Origin of the sequence: Pseudomonas sp. LAMO17WK12:I1 (assembly GCF_900177315.1) — a bacterium.
In the GTDB taxonomy this organism is placed as follows: Bacteria; Pseudomonadota; Gammaproteobacteria; order Pseudomonadales; family Pseudomonadaceae; genus Aquipseudomonas; species Aquipseudomonas marginalis.
Window position 1 is genome coordinate 31,291 of the sequence record NZ_FWZV01000022.1, and the last position, 21,663, is coordinate 52,953.

The 21,663-nt window shown below is 60.1% G+C and carries 21 protein-coding genes and 1 tRNA gene; 8 read left to right on the forward strand and 14 right to left on the reverse strand.

Going from position 1 to position 21,663, the window contains the following annotated elements; genetic code table 11:
- Window positions 1-17 precede the first annotated feature (17 nt).
- Window positions 18-1,016 (forward strand): AraC family transcriptional regulator, encoded by a 999-nt coding sequence (locus tag B9N88_RS30320; RefSeq protein WP_027607795.1) that lies wholly within the window; start codon window positions 18-20, stop codon window positions 1,014-1,016.
- 55 nt (window positions 1,017-1,071) lie between these two features.
- Here the strand turns inward: B9N88_RS30320 and B9N88_RS30325 are convergent, their stop codons facing one another.
- Genes B9N88_RS30325 through B9N88_RS30335 form a run of 3 tightly spaced genes read right to left on the reverse strand, consistent with a single transcriptional unit; the run spans window position 1,072 to window position 3,419 of the window.
- Complete coding sequence (locus B9N88_RS30325; protein WP_027607794.1) at window positions 1,072-2,418, reverse strand: ATP-binding protein; 1,347 nt, start codon at window positions 2,416-2,418, stop codon at window positions 1,072-1,074.
- Window positions 2,415-3,092: a response regulator gene (locus B9N88_RS30330; RefSeq protein ID WP_017138377.1), complete on the reverse strand. Its 678-nt coding sequence runs from the start codon at window positions 3,090-3,092 to the stop codon at window positions 2,415-2,417. Before B9N88_RS30330 ends, B9N88_RS30325 begins: the two co-directional genes overlap by 4 nt.
- A gap of 18 nt (window positions 3,093-3,110) precedes the next feature.
- A complete protein-coding gene (locus B9N88_RS30335) occupies window positions 3,111-3,419 on the reverse strand; it encodes a hypothetical protein (RefSeq protein ID WP_027607793.1) in 309 nt (102 codons plus the stop codon).
- Between the two features lie 136 nt (window positions 3,420-3,555).
- On the opposite strand from B9N88_RS30335, the gene B9N88_RS30340 reads away from it, so the two are divergent.
- Entirely contained in the window at window positions 3,556-4,272 is a 717-nt protein-coding gene (locus B9N88_RS30340; RefSeq protein WP_027607792.1) for a 4'-phosphopantetheinyl transferase family protein, read from the forward strand.
- 10 nt (window positions 4,273-4,282) lie between these two features.
- Here the strand turns inward: B9N88_RS30340 and B9N88_RS30345 are convergent, their stop codons facing one another.
- Together B9N88_RS30345 and B9N88_RS30350 are read right to left on the reverse strand one after the other, a co-directional pair.
- Window positions 4,283-5,893, reverse strand: coding sequence for an ATP-binding protein (locus B9N88_RS30345; RefSeq protein ID WP_027607791.1), 1,611 nt, complete (start codon window positions 5,891-5,893; stop codon window positions 4,283-4,285).
- Window positions 5,890-6,615, reverse strand: a complete 726-nt coding sequence (locus B9N88_RS30350; protein ID WP_027607790.1) for a response regulator — start codon at window positions 6,613-6,615, stop codon at window positions 5,890-5,892. Before B9N88_RS30350 ends, B9N88_RS30345 begins: the two co-directional genes overlap by 4 nt.
- A gap of 736 nt (window positions 6,616-7,351) precedes the next feature.
- Here B9N88_RS30350 and B9N88_RS30355 point away from each other — a divergent pair.
- The gene (locus B9N88_RS30355; protein WP_027607789.1) at window positions 7,352-10,246 is read left to right on the forward strand and encodes a ribonucleoside-diphosphate reductase subunit alpha; all 2,895 of its coding nucleotides are present in this window, start codon (window positions 7,352-7,354) and stop codon (window positions 10,244-10,246) included.
- A 115-nt stretch (window positions 10,247-10,361) separates the two neighbouring features.
- Here the strand turns inward: B9N88_RS30355 and B9N88_RS30360 are convergent, their stop codons facing one another.
- The 7 genes from B9N88_RS30360 to B9N88_RS30390 all read right to left on the reverse strand — a co-directional run bounded on the left by B9N88_RS30360 (window position 10,362) and on the right by B9N88_RS30390 (window position 16,606).
- A complete protein-coding gene (locus tag B9N88_RS30360; protein WP_223841624.1) occupies window positions 10,362-11,342 on the reverse strand; it encodes a hypothetical protein in 981 nt (326 codons plus the stop codon).
- Window positions 11,343-11,565: 223 nt separating this feature from the next.
- Window positions 11,566-12,870 (reverse strand): flagellar hook protein FlgE, encoded by a 1,305-nt coding sequence (flgE, locus tag B9N88_RS30365; protein ID WP_027607787.1) that lies wholly within the window; start codon window positions 12,868-12,870, stop codon window positions 11,566-11,568.
- Window positions 12,871-12,901: 31 nt separating this feature from the next.
- Window positions 12,902-13,627: a flagellar hook assembly protein FlgD gene (gene flgD / locus B9N88_RS30370; protein ID WP_027607786.1), complete on the reverse strand. Its 726-nt coding sequence runs from the start codon at window positions 13,625-13,627 to the stop codon at window positions 12,902-12,904.
- Between the two features lie 16 nt (window positions 13,628-13,643).
- A complete protein-coding gene (gene flgC, locus B9N88_RS30375; protein WP_024076985.1) occupies window positions 13,644-14,087 on the reverse strand; it encodes a flagellar basal body rod protein FlgC in 444 nt (147 codons plus the stop codon).
- A gap of 3 nt (window positions 14,088-14,090) precedes the next feature.
- On the reverse strand, window positions 14,091-14,498 hold the full coding sequence (flgB, locus tag B9N88_RS30380) for a flagellar basal body rod protein FlgB (RefSeq protein WP_017529461.1): 408 nt from the start codon (window positions 14,496-14,498) through the stop codon (window positions 14,091-14,093).
- Window positions 14,499-14,804: 306 nt separating this feature from the next.
- Window positions 14,805-15,632 (reverse strand): protein-glutamate O-methyltransferase CheR, encoded by an 828-nt coding sequence (gene cheR, locus B9N88_RS30385; RefSeq protein WP_027607785.1) that lies wholly within the window; start codon window positions 15,630-15,632, stop codon window positions 14,805-14,807.
- Between the two features lie 41 nt (window positions 15,633-15,673).
- Window positions 15,674-16,606, reverse strand: a complete 933-nt coding sequence (locus tag B9N88_RS30390) for a chemotaxis protein CheV (RefSeq protein WP_027607784.1) — start codon at window positions 16,604-16,606, stop codon at window positions 15,674-15,676.
- Between the two features lie 92 nt (window positions 16,607-16,698).
- On the opposite strand from B9N88_RS30390, the gene flgA reads away from it, so the two are divergent.
- The 4 genes from flgA to B9N88_RS30410 all read left to right on the forward strand — a co-directional run bounded on the left by flgA (window position 16,699) and on the right by B9N88_RS30410 (window position 19,293).
- Window positions 16,699-17,463 (forward strand): flagellar basal body P-ring formation chaperone FlgA, encoded by a 765-nt coding sequence (gene flgA / locus B9N88_RS30395; RefSeq protein ID WP_027607783.1) that lies wholly within the window; start codon window positions 16,699-16,701, stop codon window positions 17,461-17,463.
- Window positions 17,464-17,604: 141 nt separating this feature from the next.
- Window positions 17,605-17,928 (forward strand): flagellar biosynthesis anti-sigma factor FlgM, encoded by a 324-nt coding sequence (gene flgM / locus B9N88_RS30400; RefSeq protein WP_027607782.1) that lies wholly within the window; start codon window positions 17,605-17,607, stop codon window positions 17,926-17,928.
- A 48-nt stretch (window positions 17,929-17,976) separates the two neighbouring features.
- On the forward strand, window positions 17,977-18,447 hold the full coding sequence (locus B9N88_RS30405) for a flagella synthesis protein FlgN (RefSeq protein ID WP_027607781.1): 471 nt from the start codon (window positions 17,977-17,979) through the stop codon (window positions 18,445-18,447).
- A 96-nt stretch (window positions 18,448-18,543) separates the two neighbouring features.
- Window positions 18,544-19,293, forward strand: coding sequence for a flagellar brake protein (locus B9N88_RS30410; protein ID WP_027607780.1), 750 nt, complete (start codon window positions 18,544-18,546; stop codon window positions 19,291-19,293).
- A 59-nt stretch (window positions 19,294-19,352) separates the two neighbouring features.
- On the opposite strand, the gene B9N88_RS30415 is transcribed toward B9N88_RS30410, so the two are convergent.
- Both B9N88_RS30415 and B9N88_RS30420 read right to left on the reverse strand, forming a co-directional pair.
- Entirely contained in the window at window positions 19,353-20,735 is a 1,383-nt protein-coding gene (locus B9N88_RS30415) for an MFS transporter (protein ID WP_027607779.1), read from the reverse strand.
- Between the two features lie 288 nt (window positions 20,736-21,023).
- Window positions 21,024-21,100 (reverse strand) — tRNA-Arg (locus tag B9N88_RS30420).
- Window positions 21,101-21,426: 326 nt separating this feature from the next.
- Here B9N88_RS30420 and B9N88_RS30425 point away from each other — a divergent pair.
- Window positions 21,427-21,657 carry a hypothetical protein gene (locus tag B9N88_RS30425; protein ID WP_027607778.1) on the forward strand — a complete coding sequence of 77 codons (231 nt, stop codon included), beginning with the start codon at window positions 21,427-21,429 and terminating at the stop codon, window positions 21,655-21,657.
- Window positions 21,658-21,663: the final 6 nt, after the last annotated feature.

Below are 21,663 nucleotides of genomic sequence, written 5' to 3' on the forward strand. Positions count from 1 at the left end.
ATGGACGAGGGCCCCGCATGCGTGAACGTACCATCGCCAGCCATTACGCCCGGGCAGCCCTGGGCGGTGCGCGTCGAACCGGTTACGACTATTCGGGCCTGTTGCAACAGCTGGGCATCACCCCGGAACTGTTGGCCGAACCCCGTGCCCGCATTGCACCCGAGCAATTCACCCGGCTGTTGCAAATGCTCTGGCTCGCTTTAGACGATGAGTACCTGGGGTTCGCCGACGGCCCGAGCAAACGCGGCACCTTCGCCATGATGTGCCATGCGCTGATCCACTGCCGCACCCTGGAGAAGGCCCTGGAGCGCGGCTTATTATTTTATAGCCTATTCCTACAAGGCCCGCGCTGGCAGCTGACACGAGAAGGCGAAATGGCCCGCCTGAGCCTGGATGATTCTCACCTGTGGGACCCGGATCACTTCCTCAGCGAATGCCTGCTGGTGATCTGGCACCGCCTGGGCAGTTGGCTGATCGGCCGGCGCATTCGTTTGCACCAGGCCACCTTCAGCTACCCGATGCCGGCCCACGCCGCTGAATATGACCTGCTGTTTCCCTGCGCCCAGGTGTTCGGTGCCCCGCACAGCAGCCTGGTGTTTCCCGCCCGCTACCTGAGCCTGCCGCTGTTGCAGGACGAGCGCACCCTCAAGCATTTCCTCGAGCGCTCCCCCGCCGACCTGCTGTCACGCCCGGATGAAGGCGACAGTTTGAGCAGCCAGCTGCGACGCTTATTGAGCCGCGACCGCACGCCCTGGCCAGACCTGGAGGCCGTCGCCCGGCACTTGCACGTCAGCCCGCAAACCCTGCGCCGACATTTGCGCGAAGAAGGCACCAGCTTTCAGGCGCTCAAGGATGAATTGCGGCGGGACATCGCCATCTACCACCTGGGGCGGGCGGACTTGTCCTTGCAGGCGATCGCCGAGCAATTGGGGTTCTCAGAACCGTCGGCGTTTCATCGGGCGTTCAAGAAGTGGACGGGGCTGACACCGGGGGCCTATCGGGCGCAGGAGAGTTAGCGCTGCGTCGTGTGTGAGGGCTTGCCCCCGATAGGGCCAGCCCAGCCACTACGGTTCACAAGGCCGGAAAGTGAATCTTGAACGCCGCACCACCCAGCGGCGAATCCCCCAGGGTCAATCGCGCGCCGTAGCTTTCTATGATGTCCTTGACCACCGCCAACCCGATCCCCTGCCCCGGATGCTGACGGTCCAGGCGCTCGCCCCGTTGCAGGATCCGTGCACGCTGGTCCGGCGGCACTCCGGGGCCGTCGTCCTCGATGCACAACTCGAGCCCTTCGGAATTTTCCACCAGGCTGATGCGTACTTCACTCAGGCACAACCGGTAGGCGTTTTCCAGCAGGTTGCCGAGCAATTCAAGCAGGGCGCCCTTCTCGATCGGTACATCGCATTCGTCCGGCAATTCAAAGGACACCGTGACGCCCTTGTCGCGGTAGACCTTGCCCAGGGTATCGCAGAGGCTTTGCACTACCGGCTCCAGGCGCACCTGATGGCGCACCAGGCCGCTTTTACGCAGGCTGGCACGCTGCAGCTGGTAGCCGATCTGCTGGCTCATGCGTTCGATCTGGGATTGCAGCACCCAGGCCTGGTCGCGATCTTCCGGACGTTGCGCCATGTCTTCGCTCACGCTTTGCAACACGGCGAGCGGCGTTTTCAGGCTGTGGGCCAGGTCATCGAGGGAGTCGCGGTAACGTGCCCGTTGTTCGCGCTCGCTGTGCAGCAGGCGGTTAAGGGAGCCGGTGAGACGCAGCAATTCGCGCGGGTGTTGCTCGGAGAGGCTTTCGCGGGTACCGCCTTCGATCTGGTCAAGCTCCTGGCTCAATCGCCGCAGGGCCTGCAGGCCCCAGGTCAGGCCCAGCCACAGCAAGGTCAGCAGCACCAGCAGTGCCGCGCCGAAGCCCAGGTAGAGGTTTTCGCGCAGGCCTTCGAGGGTCAATTGGTATTCGCGCACCGGTTGCAGGGCCACGATACTGAACGCCGCGCTCTTGCCACCGAGCAGCCTGACCTCGACGTCGTAGACGAAGAACTCCTGGCCGTCGGCCTCGCGAATCCGCGCGAACTCATTGCCGCGCCCGTCATAGCGCGGCTTGTAGTTGATGTTTTCGTCCCGGGTGGCCCGCGAACGCCACACCAGGTGGCCTTCGCGGTCATAGATATAGCCGAGCAAGCGGCTATCGGTGAGGTTGAAGCGTTCATCCGGCAACTGCGCCGGCATCAGCAGGCGATTGTTTTCCACCCGCGCGGCGGAGATCAGGGTGGTGACGTCCGACGCCAGGCGCTGCTCGATGGAATCCTGCAATGCCAGGCTGAACGCACCCTGCATGGCGGGCAACAGGCCCAGCATAAACAGCACGGCCAGGGTGGCGGCCGCCAGCATCAAGCGCACACGGAGCGAGCGAATCAACGGCAGCGCTCATTGAACAGGTAGCCCAGGCCGCGCACGGTGTCGATCGGCTTGAACCCCGCCGGGCCTTCCAGCTTGCGGCGCAGGCGGCCGACCAGCACTTCAATCACATTCGGATCGCGCTCATCGTCGTCGGGGTAGAGCTGCTCCATCAGGCGGTCCTTGGCGACGACCTGCTGGTGATGGCGCATCAGGTATTCGAGGATGCGATATTCATAGGCGGTCAATGCCAGGGGCTGTTCATCGAGGGACGCCTGCTTGCGGTTGAGGTCCAGCAGCAAGGGCCCGGCGACGATGGTCGACTGGGTAAACCCGCTGGAGCGGCGCAGCAAGGCGTTCATCCGCGCCTCCAGCTCTTCGAACTGGAACGGCTTGACCACATAGTCGTCGGCCCCGGCGGCCAGGCCTTCGACCTTGTCCTGCCAGTTGCCGCGCGCGGTGAGGATCAGGATCGGAAAGGTCTTGGCCTGGCTGCGCAGTTGGCGGATCAGGTCCAGGCCGCCCATGCCGGGCAGGCCCAGGTCGATGATCGCCAGGTCATGGTTGAATTGACCGGTCTGGTACAGGGCCTCTTCGGCATTGGCCACGGCCTCGACCACGTGGCCGCTGTCGGTCAGGCGGGTAAACAGGTGATGGCGCAGCAGCGCCTCATCTTCCACCACCAGCAATTTCATAAGGCTCTCCAAAGCAAATCAACTGTCCGACAGAGGGGTATCATAGCGGCCCTGCAGGTCTTGCGGGCGCAGTTTAATGCCGTTGAACCGGCCGGTCAGGTGTTCATAGCCGGCGCGATAGCTCGGCTGCGGGGTGGCCTGGCCCAGGGACTGGCCCCAGGGCGCGGGCTGACTGCCAGCATCTTCGATGCTGACGCGCTGCATCAGGATGCTGGACTTCTTGGTTTTCTCACGACCGAATGCGGCAAAGGCACCATCGGAGGCCTGAACCCCGACGGTGGCACTGAGCATGGTTAAGGCCAACATCAGCTTCTTGATCGCAGTCATGGTGTTACCTCATTACGCGTTTGGCTGTGAGGCCAGACTACGCAAGCGCCCCTGAACTCCCCCTGAACAGGCTTTGAACCTCGCCTGAATCACGGCGGGCTATCCTCTTGCCCTCCAACTCGGCAAAATACCGCCCATGACCCCCCTACCCGCTTGCTGCACCCCACTCGACGCCCATTGGCCGCTGCCCGCCCCCTTGCCGGGCACGGTGTTTCTCAGCACCCGGTTCGATCCTGCATTGCTGGCACCCGGCGACTTCCAGCATTGCGCCGTGCCGCCACCGGCGAGTATCCAGCGTTCGGTGGCCAAGCGTCAGGCCGAGTTTCTCGCCGGTCGCCTGTGCGCGCGCGCGGCCCTGCAACGGCTCGATCAGATCAACTGCATCCCGGCGATCGGCGAAGACCGCGCACCAGTGTGGCCCGCCCATATCAGCGGCTCCATCACCCACAGCACCGGGCATGCCGCCGCGATTGTCGGGCACAAGGCGCAATGGCGCGGGTTGGGGATGGACCTGGAAAACCTGCTGAGCCTGGAACGGGCGGAGCGCCTGGCCGGGGAGATTCTGACGGCGCAAGAGCTGCAGCGTATGGCCGACCTGCCGCGAGAGCAGATCGCCTTGCTGGTGACGCTGACGTTTTCGGTCAAGGAGAGTTTGTTCAAGGCGCTCTACCCGATCGTGCAGAAGCGCTTTTATTTTGAACATGCCGAGGTGGTGGAGTGGTCAGAGGCCGGGCATGTGCGCTTGCGCTTACTCACAGACCTGTCCAGCGAGTGGTGCCACGGCAAGGAACTTACCGCGCAGTTTGCGGTGAATGAGGGGCAGTTGTTGAGCCTGGCTGCCATCGGCGCTTGATAGACCGACATCAGGGTTTGTCTTGATCCCTTGGCCAACTCAGGCTGAAACACGCACCGCCCAGGTTGTTGCTCTTGCTGATCAATGCTCGCCCGCCGTGCCAATAAATGATGCGCCGCACAATCGACAACCCCAGGCCATGCCCGCCCGAGGCGCGGGTGCGGCTGTCGTCCAGGCGCAGGAACGGCGTGAAGATACGCTCCCAGGCGCTTTCCGGCACACCGGGCCCGTCGTCCTCTACATCAATGCGACAGCGCACCTGGCCCACCTGATAACTGATCAGCACCTGGCCCTGGGCGTGGCGCATGGCGTTGCTCACCAGGTTTTGCAGGGCGCGGTGCAAGTAGCGCGGCTCGGCATCGACCCAAGCGTCGTCCCAATGTGCCGACGACAGGCAAATCCCCCTGGCCACGCTCACCTGCGGGCGCAGTGGCGATAATTCGCCGATCACCTGGTCAAGTAGCGCATCGAGGTCGACCCGCTGGAAAATCAACGCCGGCGCACCCTGCTCCAGCCTTGCGTAGGTGAGCATTTCATCCACCAGGCCGTCGAGGTCCTGGATATCACTGTCCATGCCTTCCAGGTACTTGCGCCGGGCTTCAGGCGTGGCGGCGTCGCCGATCATCTCCAGGCCGAAGCGCAGGCGTGCCACCGGTGTGCGCAATTCATGGGACACCGCGCGCACCAGTTCACGCTGGATCGCCAGCAGTTGCTGCAGGTGCTCGGCCATGCCATTAAAGGCCGCCGCCAGGCGCCCCACCGAGTCGGCACCCCGGGCCGGCACACGCACCTCGAGATTGCCTTTGGCGATGCGCGTGGCGGCGGCTTCCAGGCCTCGGAGCCGGCGCTCAAGCTGACGCACCAATAGATAGACAATCAGGCCGATCAGGGTCAGGCCGATCAACGCGATCAGGACCAGCCATTGCGCCGGATACGGGTTCATCTGATACAGCGGGCCAAGCTCCAGCACCCAGGGCGTGCCGACCATGCCGGCAAACACGCGGATCGAATCGCCGCCCTTGCCCAGGGCCATGACCGTATCGCCCTCCGATACGCGGCGGCGTTGGTCGTCGTCCATGTCGGCCTGGTCGAGGGTCATCAGGTGCATTTCGAAACCAAAGCCCTTGGCTTCCTTGATATCCGCCAGCCGTTGCGGCTGCTCGGCCACGGGGAAGCGCACCAGTTCATCGGCCAGCAGGTAAATGGTCGCGCGGGCCAGTTGCTCGCTGATCTGCTGCACCTCCCCCGTCAAAACCCACTGTTCCTTATCGCTGACCAGGCGCAGCACCCGGGCGGCGTGGGGGCCGGTCTGTTCCACCAACACCTGGCCGCGTTGCAGGCGGGTTCGCTGGCTGAGGTCCAGTTGGGCATCGGTAAGGCTGCGCAATTCCAGGGGGATGCCGAGCAAACGTTCCCACACGGCCAGGGCGCGCTGGCGTTCGATGGCGCTCATGGGCTGCAGGTTATCGCCCATCAAGGCAAAGGTGCCGTGGGCCAGGCGCTCGCGGTATTGGCCGCTGCGCACCTCGTTGAGCAGGTGCAGGGCCAGCACGCCGAGCAGCGCCACCAGAATCAGCGCCGCGCACATGCCGCCGTAGATACGCAGGAAGATCGAGTTCACAACGGCATATCGGCAGCGGCTTCAGGGACGAACAGATAGCCTTTGCTGCGGATGGTCTTGATCAGCCGTGGGTGGATCGGGTCATCGCCGATTTTCGGGCGAATCCGTGAGATGCGCACATCAATGGAGCGGTCCTGGCCGTCATAGCCGATGCCGCGCAGGGCGATAAAGATTTCTTCGCGGGACAGGATGCGCCCGGCATTCGCCACCAGCAGCCACAGCAGGTCGAACTCGGCACTGGTCAACTCGATACCTTCACCCTGCAGCCAGGCTTCGCGCAGGGCGTTGTCCACCAGCAGCGGGCCGAATTGCAGGCGGCGCTGGCTTTCCACGCTGGTGGGTTCCGCCGGCTCACTGCGGCGCAACAGGGCCTGGATACGCGCGAGCAACAGGCGCGGGCGCACGGGTTTGCACACGTAGTCGTCGGCGCCCATGTCCAGGCCGAGCACCTGATCCATGTCGTCGGTGCGGGCGGTGAGCATCAGGATCACGCCGTCGTAGCGTTCGCGCACTTTGCGGCAAATGCTCAGGCCGTCTTCGCCGGGCAGCATCAGGTCGAGAATCACCAGGTCCGGCTGCTCGGCGATGATCCGCGCCGCAGCCAGGGCACCATCACCTTCCACAGAAACCCGCAGGCCGTTGCTCTCCAGGTAATCGCGGGTCAACTCGGCGAGTCGCTCGTCGTCCTCGACGATCAGGATGTGCCAGGCTTCTTGCTCCACGGGTGATCCTCGTTGTTATAAAGGGATGCGTTGGCCGAGCAGGCCACACCTTATTTGTAATGTTTTGAGGGCATAACAGAGGCCGATTGTAGCCATGCCCAAGCCCTCTCGCACAAGCCGGGAAATCCATTCGGTGATCGCGCTTTTCTGTGATAGGGTTCGCGCCCTCAAAAATCCAACCGGCTGTTTTCAACTTGGAATATTCAGTGACAAACGGCCGAATCCAGCAGTGCTGCGGCCTACACGGGTGTTCCACGTTTCATACACATTTTACCCACAACGTTATCCACAGGTAGTGCGTTGCTAAGCCCCCCAAAACGCATTATCTTGTAGCTCGGCGCAAAAAAAACCCTACATGTAGGGTTTTCAGCGAAAAGACCCAACACAAATCAGACAAGAAACTCAAGCCCTTTCTTGCTCCTGTTGGGTCTAATCCAAGCATTTTTTGAAAGCCCAAACCGCTCAAGCGGATGGCAGCCGTTTTCCAGCTCCAACAGCGGAAAACGGTACGGGTGTTGCAGTGCTTGAACCTGGCAACTGTCACCCACCAGGAATACGGCCAAGGGCGTTTGAGCCCCGAACCGAAGACTTCGGCATGGAAGCGGCGCGTTCAGCTCCCTTCCTCCTGTCCCGAAGTTGTTATGCCAGGCCCAGGCCTGCTGTAAGTGCTTCAGGACGGAACGGTGGGCACCGTGATGGTGCCCAAATAAATATAGAAATGTGGAGACAACCCCCCATGCAAACCGACACAACTCGCGAGAACCCGCAAGGCTCCGTGCCGCAGGCCGCCGATTCGACTATGGATCTGTCCGCCACTGCACCTGGCCAATTGCGCGTGATCAAGCGTAACGGCACTGTCGTTCCTTACACCGATGACAAAATCACCGTCGCCATCACCAAAGCGTTTCTTGCAGTTGAAGGCGGCACCGCTGCTGCCTCGTCGCGCATCCACGACACCGTTGCCCGCCTGACCGAACAGGTCACCGCGACCTTCAAGCGTCGCATGCCGTCGGGCGGCACCATCCACATCGAAGAAATCCAGGACCAGGTCGAACTGGCCCTGATGCGTGCCGGCGAGCAGAAAGTGGCCCGCGACTACGTGATCTACCGCGATTCGCGCGCCAAGGAACGTGCCGTCCGCACCCCGGCCGAAGAAGCCGCCGTGCAAGCGCACCCGTCGATCCGCATCACCCTGGCCGACGGCAGCTTCGCGCCGCTGGACCTGGGCCGCCTGAATACCATCATCACCGAGGCCTGCGAAGGCCTGGAAGAAGTCGACGGTGACCTGATCCAGCGCGAAACCCTGAAGAACCTGTACGACGGTGTGGCCCTGACCGACGTCAACACCGCCCTGGTGATGACCGCCCGTACCCTGGTTGAACGCGAGCCGAACTACTCGTTCGTGACCGCGCGCCTGCTGATGGACACCCTGCGTGCCGAAGGCCTGGGTTTCCTGGGCGTGGCCGACAGCGCCACCCACCACGAAATGGCCGACCTGTACGCCAAGGCGCTGCCTGCCTATATCGCCAAGGGTATCGAATTCGAATTGCTGAACCCGGTCCTGGCCACCTTCGACCTGGAAAAACTCGGCAAGGCGATCAATCACGAGCGCGACCAGCAGTTCACTTACCTGGGCCTGCAAACCCTGTACGACCGTTACTTCATCCACAAGGACGGGATCCGCTTCGAACTGCCGCAAGTGTTCTTCATGCGCGTGGCCATGGGCCTGGCGATCGAAGAGAAGCACAAGGAAGACCGTGCGATCGAGTTCTACAACCTGCTGTCGTCCTTCGACTACATGTCGTCCACTCCGACCCTGTTCAACGCCGGTACCCTGCGTCCACAGCTGTCGAGCTGCTACCTGACCACCGTGCCGGATGACCTGTCGGGCATCTACCACGCGATCCACGACAACGCCATGTTGTCCAAATTCGCCGGTGGCCTGGGCAACGACTGGACACCGGTGCGCGCACTGGGTTCGTACATCAAGGGCACCAACGGCAAGTCCCAGGGCGTCGTACCCTTCCTGAAAGTCGTGAACGACACCGCCGTAGCGGTTAACCAGGGTGGCAAGCGCAAAGGCGCTGTGTGTGCCTACCTGGAAACCTGGCACATGGACATTGAAGAGTTCATCGAGCTGCGCAAGAACACCGGTGATGACCGTCGTCGTACCCACGACATGAACACCGCCAACTGGATCCCTGACCTGTTCATGAAGCGCGTCTTCGATGACGGCAAGTGGACCCTGTTCTCGCCATCCGAAGTACCGGACCTGCACGACCTGACCGGCAAGGCCTTCGAAGAGCGCTACGAGTACTACGAAGCCCTCACCGAATACCCAGGCAAGGTCAAGCTGTTCAAGACCATCCAGGCCAAGGACCTGTGGCGCAAAATGCTGTCGATGCTGTTCGAAACCGGCCACCCATGGCTGACCTTCAAGGACCCGTGCAACCTGCGCAGCCCGCAGCAGCACGTGGGCGTGGTCCACAGCTCGAACCTGTGCACCGAGATCACCTTGAACACCAACAAGGACGAGATCGCCGTTTGCAACCTGGGCTCGATCAACCTGCCGAACCACATCGTCAACGGCAAGCTGGACACCGCCAAGCTGGAACGCACCGTCAACACCGCCGTACGCATGCTCGATAACGTGATCGACATCAACTACTACTCGGTGCCACAGGCGCAGAACTCCAACTTCAAGCACCGTCCGGTCGGCCTCGGCATCATGGGCTTCCAGGACGCACTGTACCTGCAGCACATTCCCTACGGTTCGGACGCTGCGGTCGAGTTCGCCGACAAGTCCATGGAAGCGGTCAGCTACTACGCGATCCAGGCTTCCTGCGACCTGGCCGACGAGCGCGGCGCCTACGAGACATTCCAGGGTTCGCTGTGGTCCAAGGGCATCCTGCCGCTGGATTCGCAACAGATCCTGATCGAACAGCGTGGCCAGAAGTACATCGACGTTGACCTGAACGAATCCCTGGACTGGGCGCCGGTACGTGCCCGTGTGCAGAAAGGCATCCGTAACTCCAACATCATGGCCATCGCACCGACCGCGACCATCGCCAACATCACTGGCGTATCGCAGTCGATCGAACCGACCTACCAGAACCTGTATGTGAAATCGAACCTGTCGGGCGAATTCACCGTGATCAACCCGTATCTGGTCCGCGACCTGAAAGCCCGCGGCCTGTGGGACTCGGTCATGATCAACGACCTGAAGTACTACGACGGTTCCGTGCAGCAGATCGAACGCATCCCGCAGGAACTCAAAGAGCTCTACGCGACCGCCTTCGAAGTGGACACCAAGTGGATCGTCGACGCCGCGAGCCGTCGCCAGAAGTGGATCGACCAGGCTCAGTCCCTGAACCTGTACATCGCCGGCGCATCGGGCAAGAAGCTCGACGTGACCTACCGCATGGCCTGGTACCGTGGCCTGAAAACCACTTACTACCTCCGTGCCCTGGCCGCGACCAGCACCGAGAAGTCGACCATCAACACCGGTAAGCTGAACGCTGTGTCCAGCGGTAACCACGGTGATGATTCGGTGCTCGCCGCCCCGGCCGGCCCGGCGCCAGTGCCAAAGGCCTGCGCGATCGACGAGCCGGATTGCGAAGCTTGTCAATAAGCTGAGCGGTTCCCGGGCTTGAACGCCCGGAACTGAAAAAGCCCGATAGACACCGACTGTATAGGGTTTATCGGGCTTTTTTCGTTTTCCGGCAAGGCGTTTGCCACTCCAACCTCTAGAGAAATGTGTATGCAATACCCGCTTTGGGATGACCGCCACGGGTCCCCCACATCTCCACCAGCCCGCCAATCACAGCCATTGAATGGCCGTCATAGGCCACGATCCCCAACCTGCCATTCGCGAGTTCACTGCTCGTAGAAGGCCTGTAGAGCCCCCTCAACCCCAGACGATCCAAGGCCTCATGGGCCGCCTCGCCGTTGTTCATGCTTTCCAACGCATCGGCATAGCTCCTTTTTGATTTATTGATATCGTCGTCGATACCATTACCCTCCATTTCAATGCGCTTGCCGCTCACGGCAAACATGAAAATGGCGTCGGCCAGCATCTCCGGATCGGTCCCTTTAAACTTAGACGCAAGGGCAGCCTGCCTTAACTCGTCCTTGGTTAAATGAAGCTCAAATCCATCCCGCATCTTCACGTAATAGCCATCGTCCGTTTCTTTCACCTCCTTGAAGACATCGGTGGGTTTCTGGCCAAACTGCATCATTGCAGCCTTTATCGCTGAAACGGTGACGCAATTGCCATCAGGCCCCTGGCTGAATCCACTCCAAATATCATTGGGTTTCTTGCCAGGGTTGGATCGATCCGGTCGATAGTTAAAATAATTCGCCCCACTCAAAATGGGCTTGTTGCTCATTTTCTCGCCAAACCCATATACCCTGCCGCTTGAAGGTCCACCGCCAGCCGCACCTCCTCCTACTCCTAGACCCCCAGCAAGCCTTGGACCGAGCAACGGCTGAAGAAGCTGGCGAAACTGCGGGGACTCCGAGCCCGCAGCCAGCTCGCCAAGTATGTTTTTGAATTGTTCAGCACCCAGTTCCTCGCGAAGATCGTTCAGCTTATCGCGCAAGTCCTGAGCCAATTGTTTTTTTGAGCCTTGCTCTGCGTAAAACAGCTGGTTGAGCAACTGCTTGACCGCCGACCCGCCAGCCACGGGCTGAGTGCGAGTCGATGCTCCTGAAGCGATACCGGGCACGAATGTTACGTGCCCAGCGCCTGACACGGACACTATTGAACTGCACATCTTCACCTCTCCATAGATTGATGAGCCTGCAGGCCCTAGACCAATCAGTGGCAAGGTAGGAATGGAGTGTTCCTCTCCATACATTTCAACGCGTAACCTGCCGCGTCTAGAGGTATTTTCCCACATCCACAAAAAAGCCCCTCTTACGAGGGGCTTCTTGTGGAGCACTACCGCATCAGGTCATCTGAATGATGGTCTGCATGATGGTGCTCTGGGTGGAAATGGTCTTGGCGTTCGCCTGGTAGTTGCTCTGGGCCTTGATCAGGTCCACCAGTTCGTTGGTCAGGTTGACGTTGGAGTTCTCCAGGGAGTTGGCCACGATCGAACCCAGGGTGCCGGATTGCGGAGCGTCGTAACCCGGCTGGCCCGAGGCGAAGGTCTCTCTCCAGGTGGTGCCGCCCGATGGCTGCAAGCCTTGCTCGTTGTTGAAGCTGGCCAGGGAGATCTGGCCGATGGCCTTGCTCTGCTGGTTGCTGAACGTGGCGAACATTACGCCATTGCCGTCGATTTTCAGGCCGGTGATCTGGCCAGTGGCGTAACCGTCGGTGGTCGGCGGGTTGCGGTAACTGGCGGAGTTGTACTGGGTGATATTGGCCATGTTGACGGCAATGTTTGGCGCTGTAGCCTTGTTAGGCGTCCATACGCCATTGGTCACCGAGCCCGGGATCCAGCCGGTGAGCGTCAGGGTCGTGCCGGACACGCCTGCGGTGGTGATATCCGTCAGTTTACCGGCACCGTCAAAGCTCAATACCGACGGCACGGGAGCAGTGGTACCCGTCGTTGTAGGCTTGGAACCATCCAGGTTACGGCCATCGATCAGCGTGTAGGCGCTCCACTTGTTGGCGTCGGTTTTCACCATGTACTGCACCATCTCGTGGGAGTTGCCCTGGGAGTCGTACAGGGTGGTGCTGTACTGGGTGGTGAAAGTGGTGGTGTCAGTCGGGTCGAACGGCTTGGTGGTCTGGTTGATCACCGGCTCCGACGAGTTCAGGTTACTGGTGGAGTCCACTTTGGTGGACGCCTTCGGTGGCAGGTACGACAGGTTCAATTGCAGGTCGGTCAAGCCGCCTTTGATGATCTTGCCGTCGTCATCTGCCGCGTAGCCCTGCAGGCGCGAGGTACCGGTGTTGTTGGTGATGTAGCCGTCTTTGTCGGCACGGAAGGCACCGCTACGGGTGTATTCCAGCGAGCCATCGCTGCCCTTCTGCACGAAGAAGCCACCGCCCTGGATCGCCATGTCCAGCACGCCGCCGCTGTTGTTGACGTCACCCTGGGTGAACTGCTGGGACACCGCTGCCAGGTTCACACCGTTGCCGATGCTGTTCTGGCCAGTGCCCAGTTTGGACGCGGCGTAGATATCCGCGAATTCCGCACGGGACGACTTGAAGCCAGTGGTCGCAACGTTGGCAATGTTGTTGCCGGTTACGTCCAGTTGTTTGTTGGCCGCATAGAGGCCGCTAAGGCCGATATTAAAAGACATGTTTCTCTCCCTCTGCCGTATTTAGCCGGCTCTATGTACCGATAGTCTGAATTTGCGACAGCTTGACGCTGCCCATGCCACCTGCAAGGTTCAGCAGCATTTCGCCGCCGGTCTTGCTCAACGTCACGCTGGTCACCGTTGCCGGCAACGAAGTCGCCATGGCCACCGATTCACCCTTGTCGTTCTTGGTCGTCGCCGCGAAGGTGTAGGTGCCGGCCGGGGCGACCTCACCGTTCTCGTTCTTGCCATCCCAGATAAAGTCGGACGAACCAGCGCTTTGGGCACCCATATCGATAGTGCGCACCACGTTGCCGTCTTTATCGGAGATCTTGATCGAGACGTTGCCTGTCGCCGCAGTCACCGCCACCGAACCGGTCATGCTCTTGCTCGTGTCCACCAAGGCCTTGTTGGTCTGGGTGATGATCGAGCGCCCCACCAGCGACGAAGCCTGCAGCGCCTGCGACGAGCTGAAGTTGCTGGAGATCGCATTGACCGAGTCGTTCAGGGTGTTGATGCCTTCCAGGCTGCTGAATTGCGCCAGCTGGGCCACGAACGCACCGTTGTCCTGAGGCGACAGCGGGTTCTGGTTTTTCAGTTGGGTCACCAGCAGTTGCAGGAACGCATCCTTGCCCAGGGACTGGCTGCCCGTCGCCGTCTTGGTAGCATCGGCGACGGTGGTGTTGTCGGTGGCGGTCTTGACCTTGGAGTTGAAAAGGTCCTGGACTGCCGTGTTGGTCGTGGTATCAACGATGGCCATTATTTGGCGCCCCTTATCACTGACCCAGGGTCAGGACCTTCTGCATCATGGTTTTGGCGGTGTTCATCATTTCCGCGTTGGTCTGGAACGAGCGGCTGGCGGAGATCATGTCTGCCATTTCCTCGACCACGTTGACGTTGGGGTAATAGACGTAACCCTTTTCGTTCGCGGCAGGATGGTTCGGCTCGTAACGGGCCTCGAGGTTGCTCTGGTCTTCGACCACACCGAGGACCTGCACGCCCTGGCCGGCAGCATCCTGGTTCTGGAACAGCGAATCGCTGCCACCGCTCTGGCCACCCTGGAACATGGTGGCGAACACCGGGTGACGGGCGCGGTAGGTCTGGTCGATGCTCGAAGACACGGTCTCGGCGTTGGCGATGTTACTGGCGACGGTGTTCAAGCGCGTGGTCTGCGCGCTCATGCCACTGCCGGCAATATTGAAAACACTGGACAGGGACATGGCTTACTCTCCACGCAGGGCTGACATCAGCCCTTTGAATTTACTGTTGAGCAGGGTAAAGCTGGCCTGAAAGTTCACCGAGTTCTCGGCATAGGCCGATTGCTCCAGCTGGGCGTCGACGGTGTTCTGGTCGATCGACGGCTGCATCGGCGTGCGATACAGCAGCGACTCGTCACCACTGCTCAGGCCTTGTGCTTCGATATGACGGTTGTTGGTCATGTTCAAGGCGAAGGTGCCGTTCTTGGTCTTGTCCTGCTGTGCGGCGAGCACGGCGGAGAAATCCAGGTCCCGAGCCTTGTAGTTCGGGGTGTCGGCGTTGGCAATGTTGTTGGCCAGGACTTCGGCACGCTGGGCGCGAAAGCCCAGGGCTTGTTCGTGGATACCGAGCGCTTTATCGAAGCTGATGCTCATGGCGGAAACCTTTAGGCTGACCTGCTGTTAACAGGGTTATAGCAAGGCGCATGCCAATATCTGATACCCCCGTAAATCAAGGGGTTGCGAGGAGCTTGCCGGCGGCAATGCCAGAAAAGCGGCAACGGGTTTCCGCGTGGCGCCAGTAAAGCGGCAATGGGGAGTTGCCGCTTTCTTCAACTTTTTTGCCGCAGAAACAAATGTGGGAGGAGGCTTGCCCCCGATAGCGGCTGATCAGTTGATGTCTCTATCACTGATACACCGCTATCGGGAGCCAGCCCGCTCCCACATTATTATCTGGCCTGATTATTTGGCCTGGTAGATGATCCCAGGGCTGCATTGCACCATCTGGAAGTGATCCGGCAAACCATTGAGCGCCTCGGATGCACCGAGAAACAGGTAGCCGCCACGCTTGAGGGTGCCGTGGATGCGCAACAGGATGTCTTTCTTCACCTCGGCCGAGAAGTAGATCAGCACGTTGCGGCAGAACACCATGTCGAACTTGCCCAGGCTGGCGTAGCTGTCGAGCAGGTTGAACGAGCGAAACTCCACACGGTTCTTGATCGGCGCCTTGACCGCCCAACGCCCTGCCCCTTTCGGGTCGAAGTAACGTTGCAGGCGTTCCTGGGACAAGCCACGGCCCAGGGCCAGGCTGTCATACTCGCCGGTCTTGCAATTGGTGAGCATGGTGCCGGACAGGTCGGTGGCGACGATCTGCGCCCCGGCTTTAAGCTGGCCCATGTTGGTCCGCTCGAACTCATCGATGGACATCGAAATCGAGTACGGTTCCTGACCCGAAGAGCAGGCGGCCGACCAGATACGCAGGCGCTGGCCCGGGCTGGCCTTGATGGCCTCCGGCAGCACTTTGCTCTTGAGCACTTCAAAGGGGTAGGTATCGCGAAACCACAGGGTTTCGTTGGTGGTCATGGCATCGACCACCATCTCCTTGAGGCCACTGCGCGGCTGGCCCTGGATCCGCTGAACCAACTCGCCCAGGGACTTGATGCCCTGCTGCTCCATCAGTTTGTTAAGACGGCTGGATACCAGGTATTGCTTGTTTTCACCGAGCAATATGCCACAGGCTTTTTCCAGGAAGACCCGGAACTGTTCAAAATCCAAATTACCCGTAGACACTGATACCGCCTCTAAAATCGTATGACCGCCAGGGGAAAACCCTAGCCGTGATCTGCTGCCTTGATCCGGTCGACTACCCGGGATGCCAGGTCATCAGGGCGGAATTTGGCAAGGAAGTCATCGGCACCGACTTTCTTGACCATCGCCTGATTGAATACGCCCGACAACGAAGTATGCAGGATGATATGCAGTTTTTGCATGCGTGGATCGCTGCGTATCTCAGCAGTGAGGGTATAGCCGTCCATTTCCGGCATCTCGATGTCAGAGATCATCATCAAGAATTCTTCTTCCGGCTTCTTACCTTCATCCACCAGCTTGCGCAGGTAATCCAACGCTTGGCGCCCGTCATTGAGGGCGACAACGTCCACGCCGACGGTTTGCAGGCAACGAGTCACCTGTTTGCGCGCTACCGAGGAGTCATCCACCGTCAGCACACGCAGCGAGACCGCCTTGTGCGCCGTTTCGGCGTCGACCACTCCCACGGAAATCGACTCCGAGGTGGGCGCCACTTCGGCGAGGATCTTCTCCACGTCGATGATCTCGACCAACTGGTTATCGACCCGCGTCACCGCCGTGAGGTAGTGATCGCGACCGGTGCCCTTGGGCGGCGGATGGATCTCTTCCCAGTTCATGTTGACGATGCGCTCCACCGAGCGCACCAGGAAACCCTGGGTCTTGGTGTTGTACTCGGTAATGATCACGAATGGGTTCTCGCGATCCTGCAGGCCGGCCGAACCGGTGGCCAGGGCCAGGTCAAGAATCGGGATAGTCGCACCACGAATATTCGCCACACCGCACACCACCGGACTGGACTTGGGCATGATCGTCAGCTTGGGACATTGCAGCACTTCCCGCACCTTGAATACGTTGATGCCATACAGCTGCTTGCCATCCAGGCGAAACAGCAGCAACTCCAGGCGATTCTGCCCTACCAGCTGTGTGCGCTGGTTTACTGAATCCATTACTCCTGCCATGCCATGACTCCTACGCTAAAACCTTTGGCTATACCTACAAGGGCGGCGCGCCCCAACACTAAAACGGCACGAGCTTTGCTATTTGTTCAATTATGGACATTACAACGACAGTTTCCCGACGCCTTCACCTGACACGGTTTTGCAGATCGCTCTGCGCACCGCTGGCGCTGCTTGCCTTCAGCCTGGGCACCACGGCCCGTGCAGAGAACGTCACCTTGCCTGATCTACTTATCGGCGTCACCCAAGGCTTTCTTGAGTTCACTGTAGAAGATTATCTGGCAACCACACAGACGCCGGGGCGTTATGAAATCCAGGTCAACCAGTTGGACCCGCGCCTGCGCATGCCGATGTGCGACAAGGAATTGACAGCGACCCTGGAAAGTCCCGCCCAACCCATCGGGCGCGTAACGGTCAAGGTACGCTGCGAAGGCGCCTCGCCCTGGACCGTGTTCGTACCGGCCCAGGTCAAATTGTTCCGTGATGTGGTGGTGGTTGCCCGCCCACTGAAGCGCACGGGCATCATCGATTTCGAGGACGTCGTACTGCGTGAGCGCGACATCAGCCAGATCAGCCAGGGCTACCTGACATCCCTGGACCAGGCCATCGGGCAGAGATTGACCCGACCAGTGGTCACCGATCAGGTGATTACCCTAGTGCACCTGGAACAGGCCGAGGTCATCCGCAAGGGCGACCAGGTGGTGATTTCCGCGAGCAGCGGCGGCTTGAATGTGAAAATGCCGGGCGAAGCGCTGTCCAACGGCGGCATGAGCGAACAGATTCGCGTCAAGAACCTCAACTCCAACCGCGTGATCAAGGCGCGGGTAACAGCCCCAGGGCAAGTCGAGGTCGCTTTATAGATTACTGGTACAGGACGCTGGGTTTTCCTACACTGTGCACGAGAAGCCCCGTGCGGAGATTTATTGTCATTCGCGCCTAAAGTTTGTCCGGGTATGGCCGAAAACATGGCAAGCGTCCAAATACCCAGAGGTTTTTTTATCATGGTCATCGATTTCAGCCGTTTGAATAACACCCCGACGACGTCAGGCACTACGCGCACCACCAGTCTCAAGGACAACGTAGAAGCCAAGGCCCCGGCGCTGCCCGCCAAGGCAGAACAGGCCAGCGCCAGCCAGAGCGGGGAATCCGTACACCTGAGCAATGAGGCTCAACAGTTGCAGAAGGTCACTGACTCGCTGCGCGACCAACCGGTAGTCAATAAAGCCCGCGTGGCCGAATTGAAACAGGCGATCGCCGATGGCAGCTATAAAGTCGACAGCAACCGTGTAGCCAGCAAGCTGCTTAACTTCGAAGCCGAGCGCTAGGCAAAGGCCTGCGCAGGGCTTTTGGACGCTTAAAACCCAAGGCCAGCCATGCATCACGACGAACATTTGCTTCAACTGATCATTGATGATCTAGCGCCGACGCAACAATTGCTCGAGCTGCTCAAAGAAGAATCACTGGCCCTCTATGGCCGGGACATGCCGCTGCTGGAAGAAATTCTGGCACGCAAGCAGTCGTTGATCGTCCTGCTGGAACAGCACGGCAAAAAACGCAGCCAGATCCTCATCAGCCTCGGCCTGCCGGCAGACCACGACGGCCTGGCGCAGTTGGCCAGCCACTCCTCGGTCGGCGATCAATTGCTGGCCCAGAGCAAAGAACTCAACCAATTGCTCGCCCAGTGCCAGGAAGCCAACCTGCTTAACGGTCAGTCGATCCAGCTTCAGCAAGCCACGACCGCCAACCAGTTGCGTATACTCCACGGCGGAGAGCCTCCGGCACTCTATAACGCCCAGGGCTCCACCTCGCGCCTGGTCAAGCCAAGCACCCGCAGCCAAGCCTGACACCGGTTTACAGCGCGCCCTATCCAAGGCGCGCCACATGCTGGCAAAATGCCGGTTCTTGCGTGTAGTCGTATTTTGTCTGGAGATGGAAGAACCGTGTTCAACGCCCTTAATGCGGAAGATGCCCCGCAGCCACCCAAGGTCCTCACCACGCCTCTGGAAATCGCCGGCACCTTGCGGATGCTGCAAGACAGCCATGATCCGCTGATCATCACTTTCCATGAACGCAGCCAGCGCTTCCAGAGCTACCTGGTGGACGTCAACCGCGACAGCAACACGCTGGCGCTGGACGAAATGATCCCCCGTGACGGCGAGCGCCACCTCGAAAACGGCGAACCCTTTCGCATCGAAGGTTTCCATGATGGCGTACGCGTCGCCTGGGAAAGCAAAGGCACCCTGACCATCAGCGAAAAAGGCGGCCACCGTATCTATACCGGCAGCCTGCCGGACGAGGTGGTCTATCATCAGCGCCGCAATGCCTTCCGCGCCGCGTTGAAGCTGGCGCAACTGGTGAATATCGAGCTGGGCGGCGAGAAGCTTCAGCTGCCGGTCAACGGCAAACTGCTGGATATTTCCGCCACCGGCTGCAAATTGCGTTTTGAAGGCGATATTTCCGAGCGCCTGCAACTGGGCCAGGTCTACGACCGTTTTATCGCAGCCCTGCCGTTTGGCAGCATGACCACCGCCGTCGAACTGCGATACCTGCACTTCGAAGAAAGGATCAACACGACCTTTGCCGGCGTGCGCTTCCACAACATGAGTGGTTTGGTGCAACGCCAGGTCGAGCGCTTTGTGTACCAACTGCAGCGTGAAGCACGACGGTTCGACAAAGACGACGATTTTTGATCCTTAACCATCGCAGCAAAAAAACGGGCAGACCCTTTGGGATCTGCCCGTTTTTGCTTTCAGGGGCGTGCCCTGCTCAATTCGTGAGGATGCTCGTCCGGCCCCAGGGGCTCAGGTGGGCCTTGGAAGGCGGGCTCATCCACCGGCGGCTCCGGATCGGCCTGCGGCTCGGGGTCGGGTACAGTCTGCATCTGCTCCTGCACCACCTGCTCGTCGACCCGCGGGTCCAGCGCCGCCACCAGCGGTGAACTCGACATACTGTCGGGCATTGCCACGTGATGCAGGGGGGCATCTTCCACCTGGTGCAGGTTGGTCACCGCCTTAGGACGGATTCGCCACACCAGGATCAGCGCGCACAGACTGAAAAACGCATACAGCATCTGGCTGCCGAACAGCTTCATCACCACACCCGCCAGCAACGGCCCGACACTGGCGCCGATCCCGTACGTCACAAGCAGCATGGCCGTCAGCGATACCCGGCGATCCCCCTCTACATGGTCGTTGGAAAACGCCACCGCCAAGGGATACAGGCAAAACTGCACGAGAGAACACAGGAAGCCCGCCACAAACAGCACTTCCAGCGGCACTTGGGTCATGATTGCCAACGGCAGTGCCGCCACCGCCAGGCACAAGGCGAAGCAGCGGATCAGCAGCGCGCGATCATAACGATCCGACAACCAGCCCAGGGGCCATTGCACCAGCAACCCGGCAAAAATGCAGCTACCCATGAACAGGCCCACCTGTTCGGTGCTCAACCCTTGCTGGGAGGCATACAGCGGCGCCAGGCCGTAGAACGAACCGACGATCAACCCCGCCCCCAACACCGTACTCAGCGACTGCGGCACACGCTTGATAAAGAAGCGCGGCTCCATCGGCGCAGGATGCAAGGCCGCCGGGTGAATGCGCCGGGTCATGGCCACCGGCACCAGGCACAGGGCGAAACACAGCGCCACCAGCATCAGCAGCTCAAGGCCAAGCTGGGGATGCATCACCAGTATCAACTGGCCCAATACCAGACCCAGGTAGGAGGCGATCATATAACCGCTGAACACTACGCCACGCTGCTTGGCATCGGCCTGCTCATTGAGCCAGCTCTCGATGACCATGTACTGGCACATCATCCCCAGGCCCACGATTATCCGCAGCACAATCCAGGCCGGCAGCCAATCGACCAGGCCATGGCCCAGCACCGCCGCACCGACAATCCCGGCACAGGTGGCATAGGCACGGATATGCCCGACCCGGGCAATCAGGCGATGCCCGATCTTGCCGCCCAGTACCAGGCCAAAGTAGTTGGCCGCCATCAGTGCACCCACCCATAGGCTGTCGACATGGTCGGCCGCCAGGCGCAAGGCCAGGTAGGTACTGAGCAGGCCGGAGCCAATCAGCATCATCAAGGAGGCGAAATAAAGGGCTCGAAAAGATTTCCAGATCTGGCGCATCGGCGTTCCGAGCGGCTCCTTGCGGTGAGAGACAGGGCTATCGGCATGATAGTCCGGGGTGACCGGGTCCGGACAGGCAACATGCGCTGTTTCCGGGGATTATTTTGCTTAACAGCTCAGACGCTGTCGGATGGCGCGCAAGGTACATGGTTGCGACAAATACATCACAGCACCTGCTGTGAACCTTGATCGGCGGCAAGGTTCGACCTGCGTGCAAAAAGATCGAGCACGCACAAAAAAGCCCCGCCAGGAGGTTCTGTACGGGGCTTTCTCTATGGGCTACGAATCTGGTGTCCCAGGGCCGGTTCGAACGGCCAACCTTCCCCTTAGGAGGGGGATGCTCTATCCAATTGAGCTACTGGGACAAATGACAGCCATCAGGCCAAGGGCACTGCGACGGACGGCGTGCATGTTAACGGCCGAGGTGGGTTTTGTCATGTCGTCCGTGGGCTTTTTAAGTGTAGGCCGAGCCTTGCCCGAGCCATTGCGGTTTCGCGCCGCGAATACGGGCATCTGGCCTGATCGTGCAAAATGCAATCACCCAAAATGCCAGCATTGCAAATTGCAATCCTTCACCCCCTCAAAGTAAACTCAAGCCATTGATTTTATTGAATTAATACATTGGCACGACACCTGCAACAGTTCTCCTGCAAACCCCATCCAGCCAAGGCATTAAACGGAGAACATGACCATGAACAGTGCCATTCTGTTAGCTCTCAACACCGTCGCCCTGGCTGCACTGGTGATGTTCCACTTTCAATCGACTGGCAGCAACGACCCCGCCCAGATCAGCCAGCAGGCAGTCCCCCACCACTTGCAACAACGTCCGCAACTGGCCGTGATGACACCGAATGCACAAGCGCCAGTACGCCTGACTCAAGGCACCCACGCCGCGCCAGCATCTGAACACTGGGTTTTTTAAGGACGC